Genomic DNA, 25,052 nt, shown 5'->3' on the forward strand with positions numbered 1-25,052 from the left:
TATGAAAAAATATGAATGTCTATACCAGACAGGCCTTCAGCATCAGATCGTGAAGGTCTGTATTTTTAATAAATGGCTGTAAAAGTTCATTTCCGGGGCCGTAAGCAGCGACTTCCACGTAATCTCCAGAATGATCCATGCTGATCCATCCTACGGAATTTCTGCTTTTCTGAATTTCTGAATACAGTTTAAAAGGCAGTTTCTTGTAATTATAAAGTCCCGCTTCCTCTTTTTCAAGACCATTGTAGAAACTTAGCATATGCCTGGCTTCATCGTCACTCAGAGTAATCTTGTTGCCTTCATAAATCCAGTCTTTAATATCTTTTACCGAATCATCTTTGTTAATCTTGTTCAGAATGTATTCATTGGTGTATTTGTATTCTGAAATGCTGTTAAAATGTGTAGTAGCCTCTGCTCCGTAAATAGTTCCCGGATTAGCATTTCCATGGTCTGTAGTGATGATGACTAAAGTATTTCCGTCTTTTTCGGCAAAATCCATGACTGTTTTCACCGCTTCATCAAATGCCAGCTGATCATAGATGAGTGCCGCTACATCATTGGCATGGGCAGACCAGTCTACTTTTCCGGCCTCGATCTGAAGGACAAAACCTTCGGGATGATCTTTCATCTGACGGATAGCCGTATTGGCCATTTCAGCAAGAGTGGGTGTGTTTTTATATTCTGGAAGATGCGTTCTGTCGATGCTGTAAGGCAATGCTCCTGTATTGAAAATACCTAGCAGCTTCTCTCCTTCTTTGATTTCTTTCAGGTCATTTTGTGTTTTCAGAATTCTGTATCCTTTTTTGCTGTAAACAGAATAGAGGTCTTTTTTGTCTTCTCTTTTGGAGGGATTAAAAAATTCGTCTCCACCACCTAAGAGCACATCGAGTTCAAGCTCGGCGTACATTTCAGCAATTTGGGGTTCAGCATTTCTTTTCGAAGAATTTACACAGAATCCGGCAGGAGTAGCATGAGTAATGGTTACAGTAGTCACGCAGCCTGCTTTCTTTCCTGCTTTTTTATATTGCTGCCATATCGGAAGATGTTTCTCTCCGTTAGCTCCGATGTTTAAAACTCCGTTTTTCACTCTGATTCCCCCTCCAAAGGCCGAACTTGCGGCAGCAGAATCTGTCACAACAGAACTTGCTGAAGCGGTGTCCATCAAAGCACGGGTTACCTTTTTATCATGATACAGATTAAGCCAGTTACTTCCCTTTCCTAAAATATTCCGTGAATACAGATCTGCCATTGAAAGCGTTCCAAGGCTCATCCCGTCACTGATCATAAAAATAATATTCTTAGCTTTTCCTTTCCTGTGCAGTTCGGTATTCTTCCCGAAGCTCCAGAGATCAGATGGCGATAAGGTTAATAATCCTGAAAGTATTGCAGATCCTTTTAGAAATTTTCTTCTGTCCATATTGTTTTTGAAATAATGCCGAAAGTTATTATATTTAATTCTTTATCGTAACTTTGTTGCATTAATTAAAAGTTAATTTTAAATATTCTTTGGGAACGGATCCTCGAAACTTAGTTTCTTATCGAATTGTTCCTCTTCTTTTTCATTAATAAGACATTGCTGAAGATCTGCCAGCATCTGATCTTTGTCCAGATTCTGCCCGATAAACACCAGTTCATTGATCCTGTCGCCCCAGTTTTTATCCCATCTGCTTTCTATAAACTTCTGATTATCTGAAAATGAAGAATACTGAACCCTGTGACTCATCGGCATGCTGCACCACCAGACTCCTGCTTTTTCAAGTCTGAAAGAACCTCCTGCCTGAGAAAAATTCAATGCATCATCAGGTCTTGAAGCCAGCCAGAACAGGCCTTTTGCTCTGATGGTTCCTTCCGGATAATGATGGTTCAGATATTCCCAGAGTCTTATGGGATGGAAGGGCTTTTTATCTCTGAAAACCAGTGAACTTATTCCATATTCTTCAGTTTCCGGGGTGTGATGATCAGCCTGTAATTCTTTTTGCCAGCCAGCGGATGACTGTGCTTTTTCGAAATCAAAAAGCTGTGTATTCAAAATCTTTTGAGGATCAATTTTTCCAAACTCTGATTGTAAAAGGGTTGCCTCCGGATTTAACTTCCTGATTGCTGCTTTTAAAAAGCCAAGTGTCTCAGTATTGATAAGATCTGTTTTGTTTAAAATAATCACGTTGGCAAATTCAATCTGATCGGTCAGAAGATTAACAATCGTTCTGTAGTCGCCTTCCATATCAGTAAGATCGCGGTCCATCAGTAGTTCATTAGATCCAAAATCTTTCATGAAATTGAAACAATCGACCACCGTTACCATTGTATCTACATAGCTGAAACGGGAAAGATCTATTCCGCTCTCTTCATCAATATAAGTAAAGGTCTGGGCTATAGGAATCGGTTCACTGATTCCCGTACTTTCAATAAGGAGGTAATCAAAACGGTTTTCACTGGCAAGACGTTCTACTTCTACCATAAGATCTTCACGAAGTGTACAGCAGATGCATCCGTTACTCATTTCTACCAGTTTTTCTTCAGTTCTTGAAAGCGTATTTTGATTTTCAACAAGGCGTGCGTCGATATTAATTTCGCTCATATCGTTCACTATCACAGCTACTTTTAAACCTTGTTTGTTATGCAGAATATGATTCAGTAGTGTCGTTTTACCCGCTCCCAGAAAGCCGCTGAGTACCGTTACAGGAAGTTTCTTAGTCATGTTTTAATGTTTATGATTTTTAAAATTGATGATATGACCTGTAATCAAACCGACAGCTCCGATATAGATCAGAGGAAGATGAACTTCAAACAGAAAATCTGTCAATATAGAAATGAAAATAAGGCTTAATGATATCCAGAACAGAAACTTCAGCCACCGGTTTTCCATTTTCTTTGTTATTCTGAATACCACAACGGCTCCTATAAAAAGGAAAACCAGATCAATATAAGGATTATGGGAGATTCCCAATGGAACAATTAATAACAGTGGAAAGACAATACAATGAATCAGGCATAAAACAGCAGCGGAGATTCCTACAGCATCAAGAATTTTTGATTTCATAATAGTATGGATTAATTTTCTTATCGTAACTTTGTTGCAAAAGTAGAAATAAAAATTCAAATAACGCAACTTTGTTGCATTAAAATATGAAACAGGTCAGAAATACTCACGCCAAAACTGAAATTTTAAACCTTATTAATAGTTCGGATGTTGCCCTTACCCATTCTGATATTCAGAAGAAACTTGGAGATCTGTGCAACAGAGTAACCATCTACAGGGTTCTGGAAAGGCTTGAAAATGAAGGTGCGATACACAAGATCGTCAATATTGATGGTGTAGTGAATTTTGCAAAGTGCAGTGGAAAATGTACCCATGAACAGCATTTTCATAATCATGTTCATTTCAACTGTAAGGAATGTCATTCCGTGACGTGTATTGAAAACGCTATTCCGGAAATCAGTCTGCCGGAGCATTTTATCGCACAGGAATATAATTTTATCATCAGCGGGATATGCCCGAAATGTGCCGATGCTTAAAAAGTAAAAAGGCAGAAAAGCGAATATGCTGATCTGCCTTTTATTGTATTGAAATATAAATTCTGTTATAAAGAAGAAATATAGACTTCTATCTTGGTACCATCATAATTGAAGGTTCCGTCAGAATTCTTTTTACCCAGTACCCATTTCATATCTACAGGTACATTCCATGCTGATCCTAATGAAAAACCGTTAACAGAACGGATTTCATTACCATTTCCCGTAGTAATAGCCGAATGAAAGAATGTTTTGTCGATAAGCCTGTAAAAACCAATGGCTTTTCCTGCCGGAATAGGGGTATATCCATCCCACTTTTCTCCCGCCGGATAATTGAACAAGGTTAACCATTTTTGTCCTGCCGATTCTGCAAGCTGAGCAGGACTTATGCTGGCACCACGCATATATAATGCATAAGCAACCACATCATGACATACTCCACTGTTGTATTTCGAAATGTTCTCTTTCCCAGAGAGAATAGCGTGAGCAACGGGTGCTCTTTCAGATAGGGATAGCTGAGCCTTCCTGGCTCCTTCCGGTGTTATAAATGACATATTGTAATATTTTGTTTGGTGACGTAAAGATACGTCTTTAAAATTTAATCACTTATGTTAGAAAATATTTTAAGTTTCGGCTAAAGCCAATGGAAGGATACTTTATAAAATAAGCGGGCTAAAGCCCGCCTCTATTGATATATAAATGTGGTTTTATAGCAGAGACAAATGTAAATATTCAATAGGAACGGGCTTTAGCCCGTTTTAACAATTAGATACAAATACCTTGGCTTCAGCCAAAACTTAATATTGGCTAAGTTTCAGCTGAAGCCGTTGATACATCATTAATCAATAAGCGGGCTAAAGCCCGCTTATTGATATATAAATCAGGGATTAGCCCGCCTCTATTGATAATATAATTTAAAAACTTCTAACAATAATACATGCATTCATAGCTGAAAAGTTTCCCCTCTTTAAAAGTAAAAATAAAGAGCCCGGCATCTCCATTCTGAATGTAATATTCGTGTGGAGAGGAAATCCAGCGTGTTGAGAGTAAATCTCCAAAATGGTTGACAAAATCCTTTTCATTATAATTAGAATCCATACGTTCATTTCCCAGAATCACAGCTTCGCCATTGTTGAAGGACATTTTGTAAATGCTTCCGGAAACTTTTCCTTTATATTCTTCAAAAGCAACCATCATATCAGAGGTTCTGTAAAAATATTGAGGTTCCCAGCCGCATTCAGGGGTATTGGGAATGTCTTTTACCTTCTGCATCTCCAGCTGTTTCATCTGTGCATCAGTGATTTTTCCGTCAAAAAGCTGGGTTTCTTTCCACACAAAATGCATATTTAAGGCTTTCAGTTTTTTTTCATAAGCTTCAGTTTCTGGTTTTTTTGCCAGTTGATCTGCCAGAAGAAGTTCAAAATCGATATCTACTTTTGGATTTTCTATGCCGGTATTGGATTCTTTCCAGTACTGTAATGCTTGTTTAAGGTTTTTATCTTCCTGCCATGCAATTTCACGTAATCTTCCCACCTGAGCCAGTTCTTTTTCCTTGTTTTTATCTTTAACTGCGAGATAATCTTTCAGAATCCTGTCGTAAGTAAGTCCGGTTCCCAGATATTTCATTTGAATATATTCCGGATTCTCATGAAAATGATCCCCGATATAAATCCAGCCGTCCTCATATAAAGGAACATAATCTATACAGACAAGTTCGTTTAAAGCAGCCCTGCGTATGGCTGTACTTTCTGTGGTAGGCGCTTTTCGTACACGCAGCTCAGATACCTGCACATAAAAATGCGGACATTGATGTCCTTCTGTTCCTCTATAAAAATACTGAGCGGGTTCGCCGGCAGACTTTTTCCCACGCATACTTTTTTGTAACGGCTGACGGTCTATAAATCCAATATCACCGTTGCTTACCTGTACTTTGTATTGCGTTTGGGTAGAATCCAGAACATAAACAGGTGCTTCGGTAGAAAATATTCCTAAAAGATCTTTATTTTTTCCACTTTCACGAAAGAGATGTCCCCATTCTGACGTATAAACAGGGCGTTGGCCAGGGCTTTGTGCCATGGTATTATAAAAGCAGCACTGAAAAATGCCGGCTGCCAATAGTATCTTATTCAACATATTGTAATGGGTATCCACAAAAACGATCCTGTTTTTTGCAGATGGTTCATAATGGTTTCTAAGGTTATTCCTTCAAAAATAATGAAAAATCAGGGTTTATGCCAAAGTTATTGTTATTCAGAATGGGTATAAATTCCATCCTATTCATCTGTTCCCATTGGGTAAAGTAAATAAAAATACTATTTTTATCGGCCAAAAAAGTAAAGACTCATTATGCCCACTGATGCTTCTCTTAAGCTGATTCCGATGACAACTTTCGTGCTGGAATATTATTCACACGAAGGATATGCCGATCTTCAGATTTTGAATCTGATGAATAATTATGCCAATTTCTTAAAGAAGCGTTTGACTCTTGGAATGTTTGTTCCTGTAGACCGTAAAGGAAATATTCTGAAAGAACCGAAAAATTATACCGCATGGAAATCTTTGGATCATAACGATGGAAGAAGAACGGATATTATGGGTTTCGAAGAATATGCAGAGTACCAGAAGGCTGAGCAGAACTGTATGTTTGAAGGCTTTAAGGTAGATTATAATGGATATTCAAAAGTGAGAATCATTGCTTCATACGACCCTTCTATTGAATTGTCTTTTAATAAAAATGACCTGATTCCTACAGGCTTCAATGATGTGGAATCACTGACGGTGTTTGATGATATCTTTTTAACATCCAGTGCGTTAAAAGCAATTGGGATAAAACGATAAATAATAGTTGTACTATATAAAAAACCTTTATCAGCACTGATAAAGGTTTTTTTGTTTTCTTATTCTATCTGACACATTCTCCCGAATGGCAGTGGTAGCCTGATGGACAAAGCCCGTTGATGCAAGGGCCGGCAGCATCAGGATAGCACCTTTCATCTGCACGACAATGAGAGTGAGGAGGACAAAGGGAAAGCAGATTGCCAAGGCAAACGCCTACAGGAAGAGGAAGATTCAGTTCTATTCCAATGGCTCCGATCATGTTTTTTAATGTTTTTCTGTTTAATTTTTTCATGGCTTTTGTTGTTAGGTGTTAGTGATTTTTTAATATACTTTCAAGTTCTGTAATAAAATCTTTCTGTGCCGGATTGATCCGTTTTTGTGCTTCCTCTGAAGCAAACCATTCCCATTGATCCACTTCAGGAATTTCAATTATTTTGCCGGATTTGGGCGGCCATTCTAGTGGAAAGCTGTTGCTGTAAAGGTCTGAAGTATCAATGTCTCCTTCCAGGGCCCATGCATAAACTGTTTTTCCTCCTTTTTGTCTGACGGGTGATAATTCTATGAATTGGCCTTCTGCTGTTGTACCTGTTTCTTCTTTAAATTCCGTTAATGCCCTCTCCAAGGGATCTTCATCGGGAAGAATCTCTCCTTTGGGGATAGACCATGCCCCAGAATCTTTATTTCTCCAGAAAGGGCCGCCGGGATGAACCAGAAAGTAATACAGACTGTCTTTTTCTTTTTTAAAGAGCAGAATCCCGGAACTCGTTTTCATGGGTTTAAAGATTTGATTATTAAAGATATAAAAAAATATAATCAGATGATCAATAAGATCAACCTTTTTTAAACTGAGAAGGTGACATTTGTTTGTACGTTTTGAATATTTTATTAAAATGGCTGGCATCATTGAAACCCAGCCTGTCGGCAATTTCACTGATATTATAATGGCTTTGCAGTAAAAGCTTTTCAGCAGTCTTCAGCTTATGCTGTATGATGTGCTGTTGTATGGAGAAACCTGTCTGTTTTTTAATATAAATGCTGATATAATTAGGAGAAAGCATAAATTCTTCAGCCAGGTTCTCAATTTTCATTTTATCAGCATCCAGAGCATTGACATTGATATAATACAGTATTTTTTCAATTCTGTTTAGATTTTGAGCGAGCCGGTTTTTTGCAGTAGCATTTTGCATCGTATTCCGGATAAGAATAGTCATAATACCCGAAAACAGATCAGTAGTTATCTCTTTGTTATAGGTATTTTTATGGCTGAATTCATACAGAAGAATGCGGGCAAGCTGTAAAAGATGCTCCCGGTCTGTTTTACTCTTAATCGCTGATTCATACACGAAGGAATGATCTTCCATCAGGAGCTGTACAGCCTTTTTAAGTTCATTCTTTTTGTTGGGCAGTAAGTTTTCCCAGATATACTGTTCTGTGAATTTTATATAAATGAATTTCGTTTTGTTTTTAATTGAAAATTCATGGCCGTCACTTGGTCTGAGTAGAAATACATCCCCCTTTTTATACGGGAAAGTAATGCTGTTGAGGTGATGAAATCCTTTTCCGCTTTCTATGATGATCAATTCATAAAAATTATGATTGTGATATTCAACATCCCAGTTTTCCTTTTCAATACTGAAAACATTGAAAGAGTTGAAATTAACGATTCGTTTCATAGAAGAATGGATTTTTACAAATTTACCATTAATTTTTACAATATATGCCAATGGAATATTGATGAATTTTGCCTTATCAATACATTCAAAATGAAATATATAAAACAATCAGCATTGCTGCTTGCCTCAGCAATTGTTTTGATGTCCTTTTCTGATCATGAAAGGGGTACAGCAGAAAAAAAGCAACAGCATGAAAAACAGGCCCGAACAAAAAAATACTGGCCGAATGGTGCTCAATTGGTTATTTCCGTTTCCATGCAGTTTGAAACGGGTGGACAACCGGAAGGCGCTGAAAGTCCTTTCAGTGGAACTCCTCTTCCCAAGGGACAGCCGGATCTTCCCGCAGAAAGCTGGTACCGCTACGGAGGAAATGAAGGAATTTACCGTATGCTGGATTTATGGAAAAAATATGACATTAAAGTTACCTCTCATGTCGTAGGAAGTGCTGCTGAAAAGTATCCTGAAGTCGCCAAAGCTATTGCCAACGGAGGTCATGAAATTGCCGCTCATGGTTTTACCTGGGATAACCAGTGGAATAAAAATTATGCTGACGAACTGAATTTCGTAAAGAAAGGTGTGGATGTTGTAGAAAAAATTACAGGGCAGAAAGCTGTTGGTTATAATGCTAACTGGTTGAGAAGAAGCCCGAATACACTTAAAGTATTACAGGAACTGGGTTTTCTGTATCATATTGATGACCTGAGCCATGATGAGCCTTTTATTACAAAGGTAAAAGGAAAAAACTTTGTAGTCGTTCCTTATACGCTTCGTAACAATGATATTGTCAATATTGAAGGGAAACACTGGAGCCCGGAGCAGTTTTTAGCCCAGCTGAAATTTGAATTTGACCGTTTGTATGAAGAAGGAGCTTCCAAAAGGAGAATGATGAGTATCAGTTTTCATGACAGAATCGGTGGAACTCCTGCAATGGTACATGCCATGGAGGAATTTATTCAATATACACAACAAAAACAGGGAGTTGTTTTTATGAGAAAAGATGATATTGCTAAAATGGTGATGAACGATCCCGATACTCCGGTTGACAACAGCGAAGAAAAGTTTAATAAGTAAGGAAGCGGGAAGCTGGAGGAAGGAAGTTATCGAAGTCTGTAAAAACAATTACAGAATAATTGAATAATGATGAACACAATAAAAGTGTATCCCAACAGATTTATATCTTCCAGCATCCGGCTTCCAGCTTCCATCCTAAAAAAAATACCTTTATGAATAACACAAAAACAGCCTATTTTTTCCTTCGTGTGTCGATGGGAATCAACTTTTTGGGACACGGATTGGTCCGACTGGTAAAATTACAGGACTTTGCATCAGGAATGATGAAGGGTTTTGAAACAAGCTGGCTTCCGCAGCCATTGGTCCATCTTTTTAGTATCACTCTCCCCTTTCTCGAATTTATAATCGGCCTTCTGCTGATCATTGGTTTTAAAACCCGTATTGCGGCGATGGCCGGAGCTTCTCTCATTATCCTGCTCCTTTTTGGAAGCAGTACTGTTGAGAACTGGGAAGCAATGGGAATTCAGATGATCTATGCAGGTCTGTTCTACATTCTGATCAGCAGAATTGAGGATAATTACCTGGCATTGGATCGAAAATAAAAACAGTAAGGCTGAAAAAAGTAAAGAATTACCTGATTATTATAAATTTTTTACTCTTTATCCAACCACAAAAGTCACAAAAGCTTTCATTTTAATACACTTAAGTTTATTTAGGTAAAATGATATCGCAGTAAAGTTCACATAAGATGAAAATCTTTGATTTTCACAAAACTTTGGTGTACTTATTACGCACAATGTTTGGCTCTGAAAAAATTGAAGTATTAAAAACTTTTGTGCCTTTTGTGGTTAAAAATGATTCAATGCTGTATTTTTGTTTTCTCAGCCTAATTATTATCTGTTTTTTTACATTGTTCAGAGATTATGTTACAACTTCCTTAGATTCAGTTACTCTGTTTTTATAGTTAAAGCTCGCCTTAAAGATTCCCGGAATTTAATGTAACTACCTACATACAGGGAATTGAACAAATTAAAAAAGAACAGCAATCTGTAAAATAATAAGTGCTATAAAAAACGCAAAGTTTTAATGGTTCAGATTTCTACTAAAATGAGTAATGGTAGTGCCCATAAGGTGCATCATTAATTTTCCCCCTGATGCCTCAAAATAAAGTAAACATTAAAATCTCTGCGTTTAATACTTTCTGATGTATATTTGTTCTTATGAGAAGATTGATTTTATAATCGTAATAAGGCTCATGGCAATAACCACCATTCCTACCACCACAAACATTTTCTTTGTTGGAAGTTTTGCCGTAAGCATCGCAGAAAACGGAGCGGTAAAAACACCACCCAATAAAAGTCCCAGAACAATATTCCAGTGGTGGATACCTATGGTAAAAATAAAGGTAATGGCACTGGTAATGGTTAGTAAAAACTTGGCAACAGTAGAACTTCCCACTACATATCGGGGAATCCTTCCCTCTTTGATCAGCGTTCCAGTTACCAAAGGTCCCCAGCCTCCGCCGACAAAAGAATCTATGAAGCCGCCTGCCAATCCTAATATTCTGAGATTGGTTCTGCGTTTGGCTTTCGCTTGTCCGGTTTTTTTATCTTTAAATGCATTGTTTAAGATATTAATTCCAAGATAGAGCGTGTAGCAGGCAATAATTGGTTTTACGATGTAAGCGTAATGTTCACCATAATGAGACAGTGTTAAAGCACCGATAACAGAGCCCACAATAGCCAATGGAAACAGCACCCAGACCATTTTTTTATTCACATTTCCCAGTTTATAATGACTGAAACTCCCGGCTGCTGTGGTAAAAGATTCCGCAGAGTGGATGCTGGCACTTACAACCGGCGGTGGAACATTCAGTAATAAAAGAATCGTAGTACATATCACTCCATAGCCCATTCCCATAGATCCGGCGACAATTTCTGCCATAAAGCCCGCAAACAGCATCCAGTAAAAAATATGACCATCTTTATTCAGAAAATACTGAATATCTCCGGAAAGATTGAACTGATACACCACAAGTCCAAACAGGCCGAAAAGAAGCAAAACTCCTATGATGCCCAGATAAATATTGGCTTTTCTCTGGGCTGTTTTGGTGATACTGATCAGCTTTTGAATTTCCATATCCGGTTTTGCAGCAGCTTTTCCTTCGGACAGATATTCTGTTGTAATCTTATTAAGTTCTTTTACTTTATAATCGAAATCGCCTGTCAGTTGATTACGGATATACTGCATATTGTCCAATACATGATCCATTTCGTCAGGAATCACTTCGGTAAAGGTTTCTCTTAATCTTTTAGCGATGGTTGGAGATTTTCCGTTGGTGGAAATAGCTATTTTAAGACTTCCCTTTTTAACAATGGATCCTAAATAAAAATCACAAAGATCAGGTTTATCCGCAATATTGACCAGTACACTTTTTTGCTGGGCTTTTTCTCTGATTTCCCCGGCCAGTTCAACATCATTTACCGCAATAATGGCCAGATCAGTATCGTTAAAATCGTGGTCATGATATGCTCTCTCATGAAGTGTTATATTGGAAAACTGGTTTTGTAAAGTTCTAACCTCCGGAATGATTTCTTTGGCTACCAGTTTGATGGAAGTTTCCGGAGAATTACCCAGAACAGATTCCAGTTTTTCAAGGGCAACCTTGCCGCCGCCAATGATCAGCAGCGACAGGTTTTCAAGTTTTAAAAATATGGGATATAAAGAATTGCTCATCCTGATTACAGTTTTAAGTCATACGTAAAAGCGAGATAATACAGTCCTCCGATTTCCGGACCTGCTGCATACTGGAAGTAACGGCGGTTCAGCAGATTGGTAGCACCTATTTTAATATTTGCACGGATTTCAGGAAGCTTCCATGTTGCCTGTGCATCAATGGTGTAATAAGCGGGAATTTCTCCGGATGCTAAAGGGCTTTCCCACATAAAACCGCTCTGCCATCTGGCCACAAGAGTAAATCCTATATTTTTAACAATCTCTCTGTTTCCCACGCTTATATTCACCATCCACTTCGGAGTGTTGAAAGCTGTAATAAACAGGTCTGAGTTATTATTGGAAGCCAGATCATTATAGGAAACATTGGTGTTGATATTATAATTTCCTGTGATATTATATCGGATTCCTAAAGATGTTCCGTAGCTTTTGTAGGTACTGTAGCTGTTGGTATAAACCCTGTATCGGTCCTGTTTACTTCTGTCTAGCATGGCAAGAACAGAGGTATTGCTTCCTACCTGGCTGTTTTTAGGAACAGCCACTTCTACCTGACCAAGGAATCCTTCGTAGATATTGTAATAAAAATCCCAGTCCAGCACCAGTTTATTATTGAAAAAAGTAGACTTATACCCTACTTCAAACGAATTGATTTTCTCCGGCTGTAACTTCTGCAGATTGGCTACCGTTAAAAGCTGTTTGTTATCCTGAGCTGCCTGATCCTGGGTTTTTCCTGCGTCAACATCAGCGTTTACTGCTGAGGTAAATTTATCGATGGATGCCAGCGTATAAGAGTTTTCCAGATAGCCTAATCCATCATTCACTTTTGAAAGTCCGCCTACTCTTCTTACATTTCCGTTATTCACGAATGAAAGGGCTTCAAATAAAGATGGAAAACGATAGCCGTTTTGAAAAGAGGCCCTGAAATTATGCTGTTTTACAGGGGAATACACTACACTTATTCTTGGATTTAGTTTGGCTTCAAATTCCGGGTTTCTGTCGATCCGTAAAGCGGCATTAATTTTTACTTTATCATCGAAGAAAAGCCTGGTAATCTGTGCAAAAGCCCCATATTTCTGATAGATAACATCTTTCCCGAAAGTACCATTCGCTAAAGGAATGTTTCTTTCATTCACGGGACGGTTAAAATCAACAAAGTTATTTCCATCCGGAGTAATGCTGTACAGTCGGTAATCTACACCAGCCAGAAGGCTGAATATCTTCACAAACCTGCTGAAATCATAGGTCAGTTCTCCCTGATAAAAGCGGGATTTCTGTTCCAGTTTTGCCCCTCCTGTTGCCGGAGCTCCTGCTACTCCTGCATTGGCCGAATCCCAGTTATTAATTCCGATAATGGTATTTTTTAGCTGTTCAAAAGCTACGGTTCCCGGTACAGCCCTGTTTTTATCAGCTTCCTGACGGGCGAGAATAAATGCTTCGTTAAGATTAGTTCCGGCATTCAGGCTGTTCTGAAGCGCAGTCTGGAATATATTTTTCCAGTTGGCATTGGAAAGATTAGTCAGATCAAGATTATCTGCCAAAGGTTTGAGATTATAGGAATTTCCTGTATTTTCTATCGATACATAAGCTCTGAAGGTTAATTCTCTTCCTGTGAGTTCTACTTTATGATTCTGAACCGTAGCATCCTGCAGACGGATTTTATTACCTCTCTGGAAAGTTCCGTCCAGCAAGCCGTAGCGATACACATAAGATGTTCTCCACTGATCTCCGAAACGATAATATAAACCTGCATCAAACTTGATATTTTTCACGTCAGGGCTTACCAGGTCTTTTTCCAGATATCCGGTTCTCGAAACGTTGAATGTGGTTGGTTTTCCGTTGTAATCTACTTTTACAGCTACACGGTTGTTTCTTTCGTCACCGTATTTATTCCAAAGATCTCCAGCCGGATTGTTGGCCAAAGCAAAATTAGGATTGGCTGTAACCAATGATCCCGGATTCTGATCTGTCAGATTATTCGATATCCAGTCTGTTCCACTGAAATAAGAGGCATTGACTTTCACGGCAAAGTTTTTATTGATCACTTTCGCAAAGCGGACAGCACTTTCTCCCAGAGAACTTATTTTATGGTTCACATTGTCTACATGATTTACTCCGCCACGGAAATAAACACTTATTCCTTCCGAGGTAAACGGATCTTTGGTCTGTAAACTTGCCAGTCCGTTGATGGCATTCATTCCGTACAATGCAGAAGCCGCTCCCGGAGTTACTTCCATAGATTGAATATCCAGTTCTGTAGGTCCTATCGCATTTCCCAGCGGCACTCCCAAGGTTGCCGACTGTACATCTACTCCATCTACCAGCTGCATAAAACGGAAATTATTGGGCGAATTAAAACCTCTTGAATTAGGAATTTTCAACGTAAGGCTTGATGTTAAAAGCTGAAGCCCTTTTACATTTTCCAGTGTTTCATAAAATGAAGCTGCCGGACTTTCTCTGATCGTTTTAATATCAATTTTTTCAATGGCAATCGGTGATCTTAATATTTTTTCCGGAACTCTGGAGGCAGAAATTACCACATCATCAATAATGGTATTCTGAGGGTTTAAGCCTATCGTTATTTTGTTGGAAGGCGAAAGGATTTCAACAGTTTGACTGCTAAAACCATCTTTCTGAACAACCACCCGGAATGGAATGGTAACTCTTGTTCTTATTTTAAAATTACCTGCCTGATCCGTTAATGCGGCATCCTGCGTGTTTTCGATCTGTACTTTTACGGAGTCAAGACCTTTGCTTGTTCCTGTGTTTTTGATGCTTCCGCTAAGCTCTATAAGCTGCTGCTGAGCTTCTGCCAGGTTAAAAAATAGAAATGTAAATGCAATAACACCTGCTTTTGGTAGAAAATTTCCCTGTTTTTTGTTTTTCATTTTTGCTTCATTTTTTAGGTTGAGAATGAAGCTGCCTGAAATTTTACATTGATTATTTTTACCACAAAAGGCACAAAAGTTTTCATTTTAAAACACTTTAGTTCAATTATGTAAGTTTAAAATGACACTGTAGAAAAGTTCACATTGGATGAAAATCAAAGATTTTACAAAACTTAGGTGTACTTATTATGCACATAGTTTGGCTCTTAAAAAGCTTAAAGGTTTAAAACTTTTGTGACTTTTGCGGTTTTGAATCGAAAAACTTCAAACAGCTTGTTTGTATTGTTATTTGAGAATCAACAACACATACACATTCGTCCGCTTAAATGAAGAGGTTGAGTTTTTTTGTTTTTTTTCAGATCATAATGAAAATCAGCCATATAATTAATTTAAGGTATGTAAGTAACGGTATGAAAAATCACCAAATGTTTCCTCTGCAAGTCTTTTCTGTACATAAATCCCGAAAAGTTCATCCAGAGTGGTCAGAATTTCTTCTTCACCAATATTTTCTTTAAATTTTGTATTCAGCCGCATTCCCAGGCGGTCTCCTCCAATGTGAAGATTGTATTTTCCATACGCGGTCCCCACAAATCCGATTTCAGCATTCGGAGATCTTCCGCAGCCGTTAGGACAACCGGTCATACGGATCGTGATATCTTCTTCCAGCAGGCCGTATTTTTCAAGAATTGGTTCTATTTTGGTGACCAGTGAAGGCAGATAACGCTGGGCTTCAGCCAGAGCCAGTGAACACGTATTCAAAGCGACACAGGCGACAGAGTTTTTACGCAAGGCACTGGCCCCATTGGTAGAATCTGAAATACCATATTCTTTTAAAATATGTTCAATTTCAGCTTTGTCTTTTTCATCAATATCAGCAAGGATAAGGTTCTGGTTGCAGGTAAAACGGAAATTGGCTTTTCCTGTCTGCGCAATTTTTAGTAACCCTGATTTTAAAGGATATTCTGCTGTATTAAGGATTCTTCCATGCTCTACAAATACGGTGTAAAACCACTTTTCTTCATGATTCTGTATCCAGCCGTAGCGGTCTTTTCTTTGTGTAAACTTAAATTCACGGGCCGGCTCAAAACTGAAGCCTGCTCTCTTTTCTACTTCAGCTCTGTACTGATCGATACCTAATTTATCAATGGTGTATTTTAATCTTGATAATTTCCGGTCGCTCCTGTTACCGAAATCTCTTTGTACCGTGATAATTTCGTAGACGGCTTTCAATACTTTTTCTTCGGTATCAACAAATCCAAGGATAGAAGCAAGACGGGCATACGTGGCTTCATTTCCGTGAGTGGCACCTAATCCCCCTCCGGCAGCAATATTGTAACCCACGATTTTATTATTTTCGATAATCGCAATTAAGGCAATATCATTGATGAATACATCCACATCGTTATTGGGAGGAACGGCTATTCCTATTTTCAGTTTTCTAGGAAGATATTTGTCCTGATACAAAGGATCTTCCTCTGCTTTACGGTCTACCAGAAGTTCATCATCAATCCAGATATCATAATAAGCTTTGGTTTTCGGAAGACACATTTCACTGATTTTACCTGCCAGTTCGTAGGCTTCCTGCTGTAAAGGGGATTCCGAAGGATTGGCTGTACAGGTTACGTTTCTGTTGACATCTCCACAAGCGGCAATTGAATCCAGATGCTGCAGATTGAAGCTCTGGATGGTAGGTCTTAAATGAGATTTTAAAATACCATGCAGCTGAATGGTTTGTCTGGTAGTCACTTTTATCGTTCCCGTAGAATGATCTTCAGCCGTTTCATTCAATCCTACCCATTGCTCCGGAGTTAAAAAACCGCCGGGAAGTCTTAATCTGATCATATAAGAATACAGCCATTCCAGTTTTTTGGAGACACGCTCTTCCCTTCTGTCTCTGTCGTCCTGCTGGTACATTCCGTGAAATTTGATCACAGTCTGGTCATCTTCTCTGATGGCTCCGGTGAAGTTATCTGCAAGACTTTCCTTTAAAGTTCCTCTGAGTCCGTTACTGCCGGTTTTAATTTTTTCTACCGGTGAAAGGTTCTCTTTATTGTTGTTCATAATCGTTTCCTTTAATTTTTACGGGTATTTCTTTTTAATACACATCTTTAGCATATCTGCCGCTCAGTTCCATTTCTTCCAGATAGGTTACAGCATCATCTTTGCTGCGTTTTCCTTCAGTCTGGATAATGGTGAGAAGCGTTTGTTCTACATCGTAGGCCATTGGTTCTTTAGCACCGCATACATACACCGATGCTCCGCCTTCCAGCCAGTAAAATACTTCCTGGGCTTTTTGTTCCAACCTGTGCTGAACATATACTTTTTCAGCTGTATCTCTTGAAAAAGCGAGGTCTAAATGCGTCAGACTGCCTGTTTTGAGAAAATCCTGCAACTCTGCCTGGTAAAGGAAATCGGATACAAAGTTCCTGTCCCCGAAAAACAGCCAGTTTCTTCCTTCTGCTCCTGTGGCATCACGTTCCCAAAGGAATGACCTGAAAGGCGCAATCCCTGTTCCCGGACCAATCATGATGATATCTTTATCCGCTTCCGGTAATTTGAAATGACCTGCTTCCTGAATAAAAAATTCCACCGCTTCCCCTTCTTTGAATTCACTCAGAAATCCACTGCATAACCCATTATGTTTCTGATGGTCAATAAAAAATTCTGATTTAGCAACCGTAATATGAATTTCCGTATCACCATGCGCTTCCACAGAGGAAGAAATGGAATACAGACGTGGTGCCTGAGCGGTTAATATCTGTAAGATTTCTTCAAATTCGTCTGCATTTTTTACAGGATAAATTCTAAGAAGATCAAGAAGACTTAATCTGACTTCCGGAATGGAATGTCCTGTTATTTTTGCATATTGAGCCACTACAGATTTAAGTAAATAGCTGATGTTAAGATGCTTGTGCAGGAGTTCTTCCACAGTGTCTGTAACTTTTGCTGTTTCAACCTGTTTTTTAGGATTAATTCCTGTGAGTGTAATAATCTCATCTACAACCTCTTTTGAATTGAAAGGGATCACTCCCAAAGCTGCACCGGGGCGGTAACTAAGCGCTTCTTCGGTTTCAATTTCAATATGATAGGTTTCTTTTTCTGAGGTAATATCGTTCAGATTGATAATGGCAGACACTTTCCCCTGATATCTTTTTCTTCCGGCGGAAACTTTTGGCGCTGAAATATTTTTTGTACTCTGCACCGCATTTTTATTGACTGTTTCAAATACATGCTCTATCCAATGGGAAGCTTCCTGTTCGTAATCAATGTCACACTTTTTCAATGGAATAATACGCTGGGCACCTAATATTTCAAAGCGTGAATCCACATCTTCTCCGGTTTGGCAGAACAGAGGATAACTGCTGTCTCCCAATGCCAGAACTCCGTATTTAAGTCCGCTGAGATCAATTTCATTTTCATGAATATAATCGTAGAATTTTTTAGCAAGAGCAGGCGGTTCACCTTCTCCCTGAGTGCTGATGACGACAAAAAAGAATTCCTCTTTTGCAAGATCTTTAGGCTTGTATTGGGAAAGGTCAGCCAGCTTTACCTGAAGCCCTTTTTTCTTCACTATACCGGCCAGTGCCGTAGCCAGTTTCTTACTGTTTCCGGTTTCTGTGCCGTAAGCCAGCGTTATTTTCTTTACAGCATTCTGTGTAGTGGTATTCGTTTCCAGTGGTGGCAGAACGGCTGTAATTGAGGACCCTCCGGCAATACCCGCAAGATATCCGCTTGCCCAGATGGCTTCGTCTCTGGAGAGGTCTCCGGAGATTTGTTTTAATACATTTAATTTAGATTCAGACAGCATATTCAAAGAAATTTTGAGTTGTAGGGATTAGAGTTCCGTTTTCCACTGATTTGAAATAAAGACCTTCCTGCTCGGCATTTTCAAGCCATGAAAATTCTTCATGGAGGTTTACAATTTTGCCCACTACCACCAATGAAGGGGAAGCAAAGTTTTTGTCTCCGAATTTTTCGTTAAAATCATCAAATGATGACGTATACACCTTCTGGAAAGGAGTCGTAGCCTGTTCAATGACTGCAATTTTTTTATCACCTGAAATCTGAAGTGCTTTCAGCTTTTCCACAAGAGGAGTAAGGTTTCCTTTAGACATATAGAAAACAAGGGTATCATTGGTGAGAGCAAGCTCTTGCCAATACTCTTCCGTCACGATTTCCGATTTATAATACGTCAGAAAACGGACAGATGTAGAATGTCCTCTTGCCGTTAAAGGCATCCCTGCAAAGGCTGCTGCTCCTAAAGCCGCTGTAATTCCCGGAATGATTTCGTAAGGAATATGATTTTCTTTTAAAGCCTGTAACTCATCAAGAATATTCGAGAATATGCAAACATCCCCTCCTTTGAGTCTTACAATCGTTTTATTCTGACGGGCATATTCCACCATCAAAGTATTGATATGAGACTGAGGGGTGGAAGCATTTTTGCTGCATTCTTTGCCTACATAAATGATTTCTGTGTTTTCATTAACGTAGGTTTCCAGAATTTCAGGACTTACAAGACGGTCGCATAAAACAACGTCTGCTTCTGCGATTGCTTTTACCGCTTTTACAGTGATTAGTTCAGGGTTGCCGGGCCCTGCACCGATAAGGAAGACCTTTGGTGATTTTATATTTGTTTTCATTGAAGTAGTTGTTAATTAAGGAATTAGAAAAGTCCTTCTACCGACAGATATCTCTCTCCGGTATCGTAATTAATCGTCAGGATTTTAGCGTTAGGCAGTATTTCCGGTAAATGTTTGGCGATGGCTGCTAAAGCGGCCCCTGTGGAAACTCCTACAAAAAGACCTTCTTTTTTAGCTGCATTAAGAGCATATTCATAAGCTTCTTCTTTGCCTACTGTAATCACTCCGTCTAAAAGAGTAATATCCAGGATAGAAGGTACAAAGCCTGCTCCTAATCCCTGTAACGGGTGTGGTGCCGGGTTTCCTCCACTTAATACAGGAGATAATTCCGGTTCTACAGCAATTACTTTTACGTTAGGAAATTTTTCTTTAACCACTTTTGCTATTCCGGTGATATGTCCTCCGGTTCCTACTCCGGTAATGATATAATCAAGGCCGTCCGGAAAGTCTTTTAAAATTTCCTGAGCGGTGGTTTCTACATGTACTTTTACATTGGCAGGATTGTCAAACTGTCTCGGAATCCATGAATTGGGTGTTTCTTCAGCAAGCTCATTGGCTTTTTCAATAGCCCCTTTCATTCCCTTTTCTCTTGGGGTAAGCACAAATTCTGCTCCGTACGCTTCCATGATTTTACGGCGTTCTATACTCATGCTTTCCGGCATGACAAGAATAAGTTTGTATCCTTTTACGGCGGCTACCAAAGCGAGTCCTATACCAGTGTTTCCGCTTGTAGGTTCTATAATGACGCTGTCTTTATTTAATAATCCTTTGGCTTCTGCATCTTCAATCATCGCCAGTCCGATTCTGTCTTTAATGCTTCCCCCCGGATTGTTTTTTTCAAGTTTGATCCAGACTTCATGATCTGAACCGAAGAGTTTGTTGATTTTCACGACGGGTGTATTCCCAATCGTTTCTAATGCATTCTGAAATTTCATATCAATGTACTTTTTATTTTGTTTTTTAGATCACAAAGGTTAATGATTCCGGCAATGAAGAATTATCCTTTATTTTTATTTCGCTTTTGTGGTAGACCAGAGAATTGGCAGGAACATCCTGTGTAACCCATACATTTCCGCCGATAATGCTTTCCCTGCCTATGGTAGTTTCGCCTCCCAGAATAGTAGCTCCCGAATAGATAATCACATCATCTTCAATATTGGGATGTCTTTTCTGATGGGCTTTTTCTTTGGAGACATTCAAGGCTCCGAGGGTTACTCCCTGATAGATTTTGACATTATTTCCGATAATCGTTGTTTCTCCGATCACAATTCCTGTTCCGTGATCAATGAAAAAAGACTTTCCGATGGTGGCTCCCGGATGAATATCAATTCCCGTTTTACTGTGGGCATATTCTGAGATGACCCTTGGTAAAATTTTCACTTCCTGACTCCAGAGCTGATGCGAGATACGATAGACATACGTGGCAAAAAAGCCGGGATATGCCAGGTATACTTCTTCCAGTGAGTCAGCGGCAGGATCAAATTCCAGAATGGATTTTGCATCCAGTACCAGCTGATCATAGAGTTGTGGTAAAGCTTCAAAAAAACGATTAACCTGTTTTTCGGTAATAATTTTATCTCCTGTTACCGTATTGATAAGGTCTGAAAGTGTTTTCTGGAGCGCTTCAAAATTTCTTTTCAGCTGATCTTCAGTATTGTCATCCTGAGGAAGGAAGAGTGTTTCATACAAATCCTTGACCCATTTTTTTGTCTTTATTTTATCAAAGAATCCATGAATACTATTGTGTTTGGTCTGGTGAATTCTTTCTATGAGTTGATAGGAAATTGCCATTTTTTTCTATTGAATTATGCAGGCTGCTATCGTTGAATTGGACGTTTCATCCACCAGAATGGCAGAGCCCGTTGTTTTATTATTGGTAAAGCTGTCATAGACCAAAGGCTGTGCCGTTCGCAGGGTAATTTTTACAATTTCATTCAGTTTAATCTCTCCATCGGCCTGTTCCCTTATAAGAGTATTCACATTGATCTTGTAATCTACCTCTTTTACCACAGCTTTTATCAGTCTGCTGTTCTGCTGCAAAAGGTATTTATTTCCTGGCTGCAGCGGTTTCTGATCAAGCCAGCATAAAAGGATTTCAAGATCTTTTTCAACGGTGGGAACATGTTCTTCTGTAGCAAAAATATCTCCTCTGCTGATATCTACATCATGAGCCAAATGGATAACGGCTGGCTGGCCTTCAAAGGCTTCCTCTTTTTCAATGCCATTGATCTCAATTTTAGTGATTTCAGTGGTCAGGTCCGCCGGAAGAATGTGAATTTTATCTCCTTTGGTGAACTTTCCGCTTAATATTTGTCCGGCATATCCTCTGTAATCATGTAGTTCTTCGGTTTGAGGACGAATCACATACTGAACCTGAAAACGGCTTCCGTTATTTTTTTCTTCATTGATCGTTACTTCTTCAAGATATTCCAGTAAAGAATTTCCTTCATACCAGTCTGTTCTGGAAGATTTTGAAACAATATTATCTCCTTTTAATGCAGAGATCGGGAAATAACTTACATCATTCAGTCCAAGATTTTCTGCAATTTTTGCATATTCTGATTTTATATTTTCAAAAACTTCTGCCGAATAATCTACCATATCCATTTTATTAATGGCTACAGCTACTTTCTTTAATTGTAATAAAGAGGCGATGATGGAATGCCTTCTGGTTTGTTCAATCACGCCTTTTCGTGCATCAATCAGAATAACCATCAGATCTGAGTTGGATGCTCCGGTGATCATATTCCGGGTATATTGTACATGACCGGGAGCATCAGCGATGATAAATTTTCTTTTTGCCGTTGAAAAATAGCGGTAGGCAACATCAATGGTGATTCCCTGTTCTCTTTCTGCACGCAGACCATCTGTTAAAAGAGCAAGGTCTACTCCGTCTTCATTTTTGTTTTTAGAATGTTTTTCAAGGACTTCCAACTGGTCCTGTAAAATGCTTTTGCTATCGTAAAGCAGTCTGCCGATAAGGGTACTTTTACCGTCATCCACGCTTCCTGCTGTTATAAATCTTAATATATCCATCCGAATTTTAATTATAAGTAATGAGTAATAGGCAATGAGTAATATTTTGTTGTTTTAAGAAGTAAAGGTGTTATCTTATTATTCATTGCTGATTGCTTATCTAAAAGTAGCCTCCTTTTTTTCTGTCCTCCATAGCGGCTTCTGTTACCCTGTCATCAATTCTGGTTTCGCCACGCTCTGAGATTCTTGTAGCTACAATTTCTTCGATAACGGCATCTATCGTAACAGCATTAGATTCCACAGCTGCAGTACAGGTCATATCTCCTACGGTGCGGTAACGGATTTTCTTAGTAGTAATGACGTCTTCCGGTTCTAAAACCACATGGGAAGAATTGGCCAGCCATTGTCCGTTAAAGTCGATTACTTCTCTTTCATGCGAGAAATAGATGGAAGGCAGTGCAATTTTCTCTCTTCGGATATAATTCCAGATGTCAAGCTCTGTCCAGTTGCTGATTGGGAAAACTCTTACATTTTCTCCTTTGTGGATTCTTCCGTTGAAGATATTCCACAGCTCAGGACGCTGAAGTTTAGGATCCCACTGCCCGAATTCATCACGAACAGAGAAGATTCTTTCTTTGGCGCGGGCTTTTTCCTCATCTCTTCTGGCTCCTCCTATGCAGGCATCGAATTCAAATTCTTCAATAGTATCAAGAAGAGTGTAGGTTTGCAGCCAGTTTCTGCTCGGGAATTTACCTTTAGCCTCAGTCAGTTTTTTACTTTTTATCGTGTCTTCCACTTTCCTGACGACCAGATTCACATCTAGCTGTTCCACCAGCTGATCACGGAAATCCAAAACCTCCTGAAAGTTGTGGCCTGTATCTACATGAACAAATGAAAACGGAATTTTTCCGTGGAAGAATGCTTTTCTTGCCAGATGCGCCAGTACGATACTGTCTTTTCCTCCACTGAATAACAACGCCGGACGTTCAAACTGGCCTGCGACTTCTCTTAATATATAAATAGATTCGGCTTCTAACTGATCTAAATAGTTTAACTGATGTATCGACATTTTTTTCTTTTTTTTATTGATGAATATGCAGACCGCATTCTTTTTTGTTGGCATCTTCCCACCACCAGCGGCCTGCTCTGAAATCTTCTCCTTCTTTGATCGCTCTGGTACAGGGCTCGCATCCTATGCTCACAAATCCTTTTTTATGAAGGTGATTGTAAGGTAGATGATGATCTTTTACATACGTTGTCACCTGTTCTGTCGTCCAGTGAAGGATGGGATGAAATTTGATGATTTTATTATCAGGATCCCACTCCAGCTGAGGCATATTCTGTCTGTTGGGAGAATGTTCGGATCTCAGTCCTGTAATCCATACCTTATAGCCTTCCAGTGCTTTTCTTAAAGGATGAACCTTTCGGATTGTACAGCATGCTTTCCTTTTTTCTACGGATTGATAGAATGAATCAGGGCCGTTTTCTGTTACAAATTCTCTGAGCTCTTCCGTATCCGGATAATAGGCTTTGATGTTCTTTTTAAAGAAAGCCTTGGTGGAAGTCCAGGTTTCATAAGTCTGTTCAAAAAGTCTTCCCGTATCCAGGGTGAAAATTTCAATATTTAAATCTTTAGTCAGATGAGTGATGACCTGATCCTCGTAACTGAAACTGGTTGAAAAGATCACTTTACCCGGGAATCTTTCAGTCAGTATTTGCAGTGCATTAGTTTGAAAAGAAGCTTCATCAGCCTCTTTCACAAGATTTTCGAATTCATTTTTCAGACTGTTTTCCATTTTGAATTGAGATTTAAGTCTTGCAAATATATATAAAATTCTATAACTCCTATCAAAATAGTAGAATTTAAATAAAAAAAATTTTATTCTTTATTGATGAACTTGGTTAAGGTAGCTTCCATCATGCTTTTTCTGGTCTTTTCACGAACGATCATAAGTTCTTTCCTCAGATAGCATACTGCTTCGTCTACACAATCATCACATGCTTCGTAAAAATTTAAGGAAACACATGGTGTAAGAGCAATAGGACCGTCAAAGATTCTGTAAATGTCTGCTAATGAGACCTCATCGGGTGATTTTAAAAGATAATACCCTCCTACTTTACCCTGCTTGCTGTTGACCAGTTTGGCTCTTTTTAGTTCTAGAAGGATTTGTTCCAGAAATTTTTTGGGAATGTTTTCGTCCTGTGCAATAACGGAAGTTGGCAGAAAGCCCTGGTTATAATTCCTTGCTAATCTGACCATTGCTTTAAGCGCATATTTGCAACGTTTCGACATCATAATTCCTGCAAGTTATGATAAATTATCTGATAAATGAAATGTTTTTATAGCTGAAAACTTTGTATTTTAACCACAAATCGAAGATTCGACGAAGTCAAAAGCCACAAAAGATAAAAACACTTAAGTTGATTTTAAGTGCAGATAAACTGCTGAGAAGTTCACTTAAGTTTAAAAATCGAAGATTTTTATAATACACAAACATCTGTGTAAATCCGTGAAATCTGTAGGAAAAGCTAACCACCCCGTCAAAAATTCTCTGAATTTTTGACACCCCTCCGGTGGACTATCGTGTGGACAGATCTTTAAAGATTTTGTAAGCTTTGGCTATATCTTTAAAACATTTGAGTCCAATCCACAGGGTTGTAATACCTGGATGCCTGTTGCTTTCGTATCCTTTCCATCCTCCCAAGCGGGCAATGACCCATACATATCTTTTAAGATCGGTCTTTGAATAATTATTTTTTTGCTTTTGGGTACTGCCTTC

23 protein-coding genes and 1 pseudogene are annotated in these 25,052 nt (G+C 38.9%); 4 read left to right on the top strand and 20 right to left on the bottom strand.

Annotation, left to right across the window (positions count from 1 at the left end; all coding sequences use genetic code 11):
* Window positions 1–19 precede the first annotated feature (19 nt).
* The 3 genes from FFS26_RS10190 to FFS26_RS10200 form a co-directional block, all read right to left on the bottom strand.
* On the bottom strand, window positions 20–1,417 hold the full coding sequence (locus FFS26_RS10190; RefSeq protein ID WP_137904971.1) for an alkaline phosphatase: 1,398 nt from the start codon (window positions 1,415–1,417) through the stop codon (window positions 20–22).
* 78 nt (window positions 1,418–1,495) lie between these two features.
* Window positions 1,496–2,698, bottom strand: a complete 1,203-nt coding sequence (locus tag FFS26_RS10195) for a GTP-binding protein (RefSeq protein ID WP_137904972.1) — start codon at window positions 2,696–2,698, stop codon at window positions 1,496–1,498.
* A 3-nt stretch (window positions 2,699–2,701) separates the two neighbouring features.
* Window positions 2,702–3,040, bottom strand: coding sequence for a MerC domain-containing protein (locus FFS26_RS10200; RefSeq protein WP_110011592.1), 339 nt, complete (start codon window positions 3,038–3,040; stop codon window positions 2,702–2,704).
* Window positions 3,041–3,126: 86 nt separating this feature from the next.
* On the opposite strand from FFS26_RS10200, the gene FFS26_RS10205 reads away from it, so the two are divergent.
* Entirely contained in the window at window positions 3,127–3,516 is a 390-nt protein-coding gene (locus FFS26_RS10205; RefSeq protein ID WP_110011593.1) for a Fur family transcriptional regulator, read from the top strand.
* A gap of 65 nt (window positions 3,517–3,581) precedes the next feature.
* Here FFS26_RS10205 and FFS26_RS10210 read toward each other — a convergent pair whose 3' ends face one another.
* Window positions 3,582–4,067, bottom strand: a complete 486-nt coding sequence (locus FFS26_RS10210) for a hypothetical protein (protein WP_110011594.1) — start codon at window positions 4,065–4,067, stop codon at window positions 3,582–3,584.
* Window positions 4,068–4,437: 370 nt separating this feature from the next.
* A complete protein-coding gene (locus FFS26_RS10220; protein ID WP_137904973.1) occupies window positions 4,438–5,646 on the bottom strand; it encodes a hypothetical protein in 1,209 nt (402 codons plus the stop codon).
* A gap of 213 nt (window positions 5,647–5,859) precedes the next feature.
* Between FFS26_RS10220 and FFS26_RS10225 the strand changes: the two genes are divergently transcribed.
* Window positions 5,860–6,351, top strand: a complete 492-nt coding sequence (locus FFS26_RS10225; protein WP_110011768.1) for a hypothetical protein — start codon at window positions 5,860–5,862, stop codon at window positions 6,349–6,351.
* Window positions 6,352–6,415: 64 nt separating this feature from the next.
* Here FFS26_RS10225 and FFS26_RS10230 read toward each other — a convergent pair whose 3' ends face one another.
* Genes FFS26_RS10230 through FFS26_RS10240 form a run of 3 tightly spaced genes read right to left on the bottom strand, consistent with a single transcriptional unit; the run spans window position 6,416 to window position 8,024 of the window.
* On the bottom strand, window positions 6,416–6,643 hold the full coding sequence (locus tag FFS26_RS10230) for a hypothetical protein (protein WP_062669420.1): 228 nt from the start codon (window positions 6,641–6,643) through the stop codon (window positions 6,416–6,418).
* A gap of 18 nt (window positions 6,644–6,661) precedes the next feature.
* The gene (locus FFS26_RS10235; protein WP_137904974.1) at window positions 6,662–7,123 is read right to left on the bottom strand and encodes an NUDIX hydrolase; all 462 of its coding nucleotides are present in this window, start codon (window positions 7,121–7,123) and stop codon (window positions 6,662–6,664) included.
* 58 nt (window positions 7,124–7,181) lie between these two features.
* Entirely contained in the window at window positions 7,182–8,024 is an 843-nt protein-coding gene (locus tag FFS26_RS10240; protein ID WP_137904975.1) for an AraC family transcriptional regulator, read from the bottom strand.
* 90 nt (window positions 8,025–8,114) lie between these two features.
* Here FFS26_RS10240 and FFS26_RS10245 point away from each other — a divergent pair, with 90 nt between their 5' ends.
* Window positions 8,115–9,095 carry a polysaccharide deacetylase family protein gene (locus FFS26_RS10245; RefSeq protein WP_110011771.1) on the top strand — a complete coding sequence of 327 codons (981 nt, stop codon included), beginning with the start codon at window positions 8,115–8,117 and terminating at the stop codon, window positions 9,093–9,095.
* A 152-nt stretch (window positions 9,096–9,247) separates the two neighbouring features.
* Entirely contained in the window at window positions 9,248–9,637 is a 390-nt protein-coding gene (locus FFS26_RS10250; RefSeq protein WP_137904976.1) for a DoxX family protein, read from the top strand.
* Between the two features lie 616 nt (window positions 9,638–10,253).
* On the opposite strand, the gene FFS26_RS10255 is transcribed toward FFS26_RS10250, so the two are convergent.
* From FFS26_RS10255 to FFS26_RS22785, 12 genes and pseudogenes are all read right to left on the bottom strand, one after another.
* Window positions 10,254–11,771, bottom strand: a complete 1,518-nt coding sequence (locus tag FFS26_RS10255) for a TSUP family transporter (RefSeq protein ID WP_110011764.1) — start codon at window positions 11,769–11,771, stop codon at window positions 10,254–10,256.
* Between the two features lie 5 nt (window positions 11,772–11,776).
* A complete protein-coding gene (locus tag FFS26_RS10260; RefSeq protein WP_137904977.1) occupies window positions 11,777–14,653 on the bottom strand; it encodes a TonB-dependent receptor in 2,877 nt (958 codons plus the stop codon).
* A 384-nt stretch (window positions 14,654–15,037) separates the two neighbouring features.
* Window positions 15,038–16,714 (bottom strand): assimilatory sulfite reductase (NADPH) hemoprotein subunit, encoded by a 1,677-nt coding sequence (gene cysI, locus FFS26_RS10265; protein ID WP_137904978.1) that lies wholly within the window; start codon window positions 16,712–16,714, stop codon window positions 15,038–15,040.
* Between the two features lie 34 nt (window positions 16,715–16,748).
* Window positions 16,749–18,461: a sulfite reductase flavoprotein subunit alpha gene (locus FFS26_RS10270; protein WP_137904979.1), complete on the bottom strand. Its 1,713-nt coding sequence runs from the start codon at window positions 18,459–18,461 to the stop codon at window positions 16,749–16,751.
* On the bottom strand, window positions 18,451–19,296 hold the full coding sequence (gene cobA / locus FFS26_RS10275; protein ID WP_137904980.1) for a uroporphyrinogen-III C-methyltransferase: 846 nt from the start codon (window positions 19,294–19,296) through the stop codon (window positions 18,451–18,453). Before cobA ends, FFS26_RS10270 begins: the two co-directional genes overlap by 11 nt.
* 23 nt (window positions 19,297–19,319) lie before the next feature.
* Window positions 19,320–20,231: a cysteine synthase A gene (cysK, locus tag FFS26_RS10280; protein WP_137904981.1), complete on the bottom strand. Its 912-nt coding sequence runs from the start codon at window positions 20,229–20,231 to the stop codon at window positions 19,320–19,322.
* Between the two features lie 25 nt (window positions 20,232–20,256).
* Window positions 20,257–21,087 (bottom strand): serine O-acetyltransferase EpsC, encoded by an 831-nt coding sequence (epsC, locus tag FFS26_RS10285; protein ID WP_137904982.1) that lies wholly within the window; start codon window positions 21,085–21,087, stop codon window positions 20,257–20,259.
* 6 nt (window positions 21,088–21,093) lie between these two features.
* Window positions 21,094–22,332, bottom strand: coding sequence for a sulfate adenylyltransferase subunit 1 (locus FFS26_RS10290; protein ID WP_137904983.1), 1,239 nt, complete (start codon window positions 22,330–22,332; stop codon window positions 21,094–21,096).
* A gap of 100 nt (window positions 22,333–22,432) precedes the next feature.
* Complete coding sequence (gene cysD / locus FFS26_RS10295) at window positions 22,433–23,341, bottom strand: sulfate adenylyltransferase subunit CysD (RefSeq protein ID WP_110011770.1); 909 nt, start codon at window positions 23,339–23,341, stop codon at window positions 22,433–22,435.
* Between the two features lie 13 nt (window positions 23,342–23,354).
* The gene (locus tag FFS26_RS10300) at window positions 23,355–24,068 is read right to left on the bottom strand and encodes a phosphoadenylyl-sulfate reductase (protein ID WP_110011756.1); all 714 of its coding nucleotides are present in this window, start codon (window positions 24,066–24,068) and stop codon (window positions 23,355–23,357) included.
* An 83-nt stretch (window positions 24,069–24,151) separates the two neighbouring features.
* A complete protein-coding gene (locus tag FFS26_RS10305) occupies window positions 24,152–24,568 on the bottom strand; it encodes an RrF2 family transcriptional regulator (protein ID WP_062669451.1) in 417 nt (138 codons plus the stop codon).
* A 283-nt stretch (window positions 24,569–24,851) separates the two neighbouring features.
* A pseudogene (locus tag FFS26_RS22785) lies at window positions 24,852–25,052 on the bottom strand (hypothetical protein); the annotation flags it as partial.

The organism is Chryseobacterium sp. 2VB, assembly GCF_005503635.1.
Lineage (GTDB): Bacteria > Bacteroidota > Bacteroidia > Flavobacteriales > Weeksellaceae > Chryseobacterium > Chryseobacterium cupriresistens.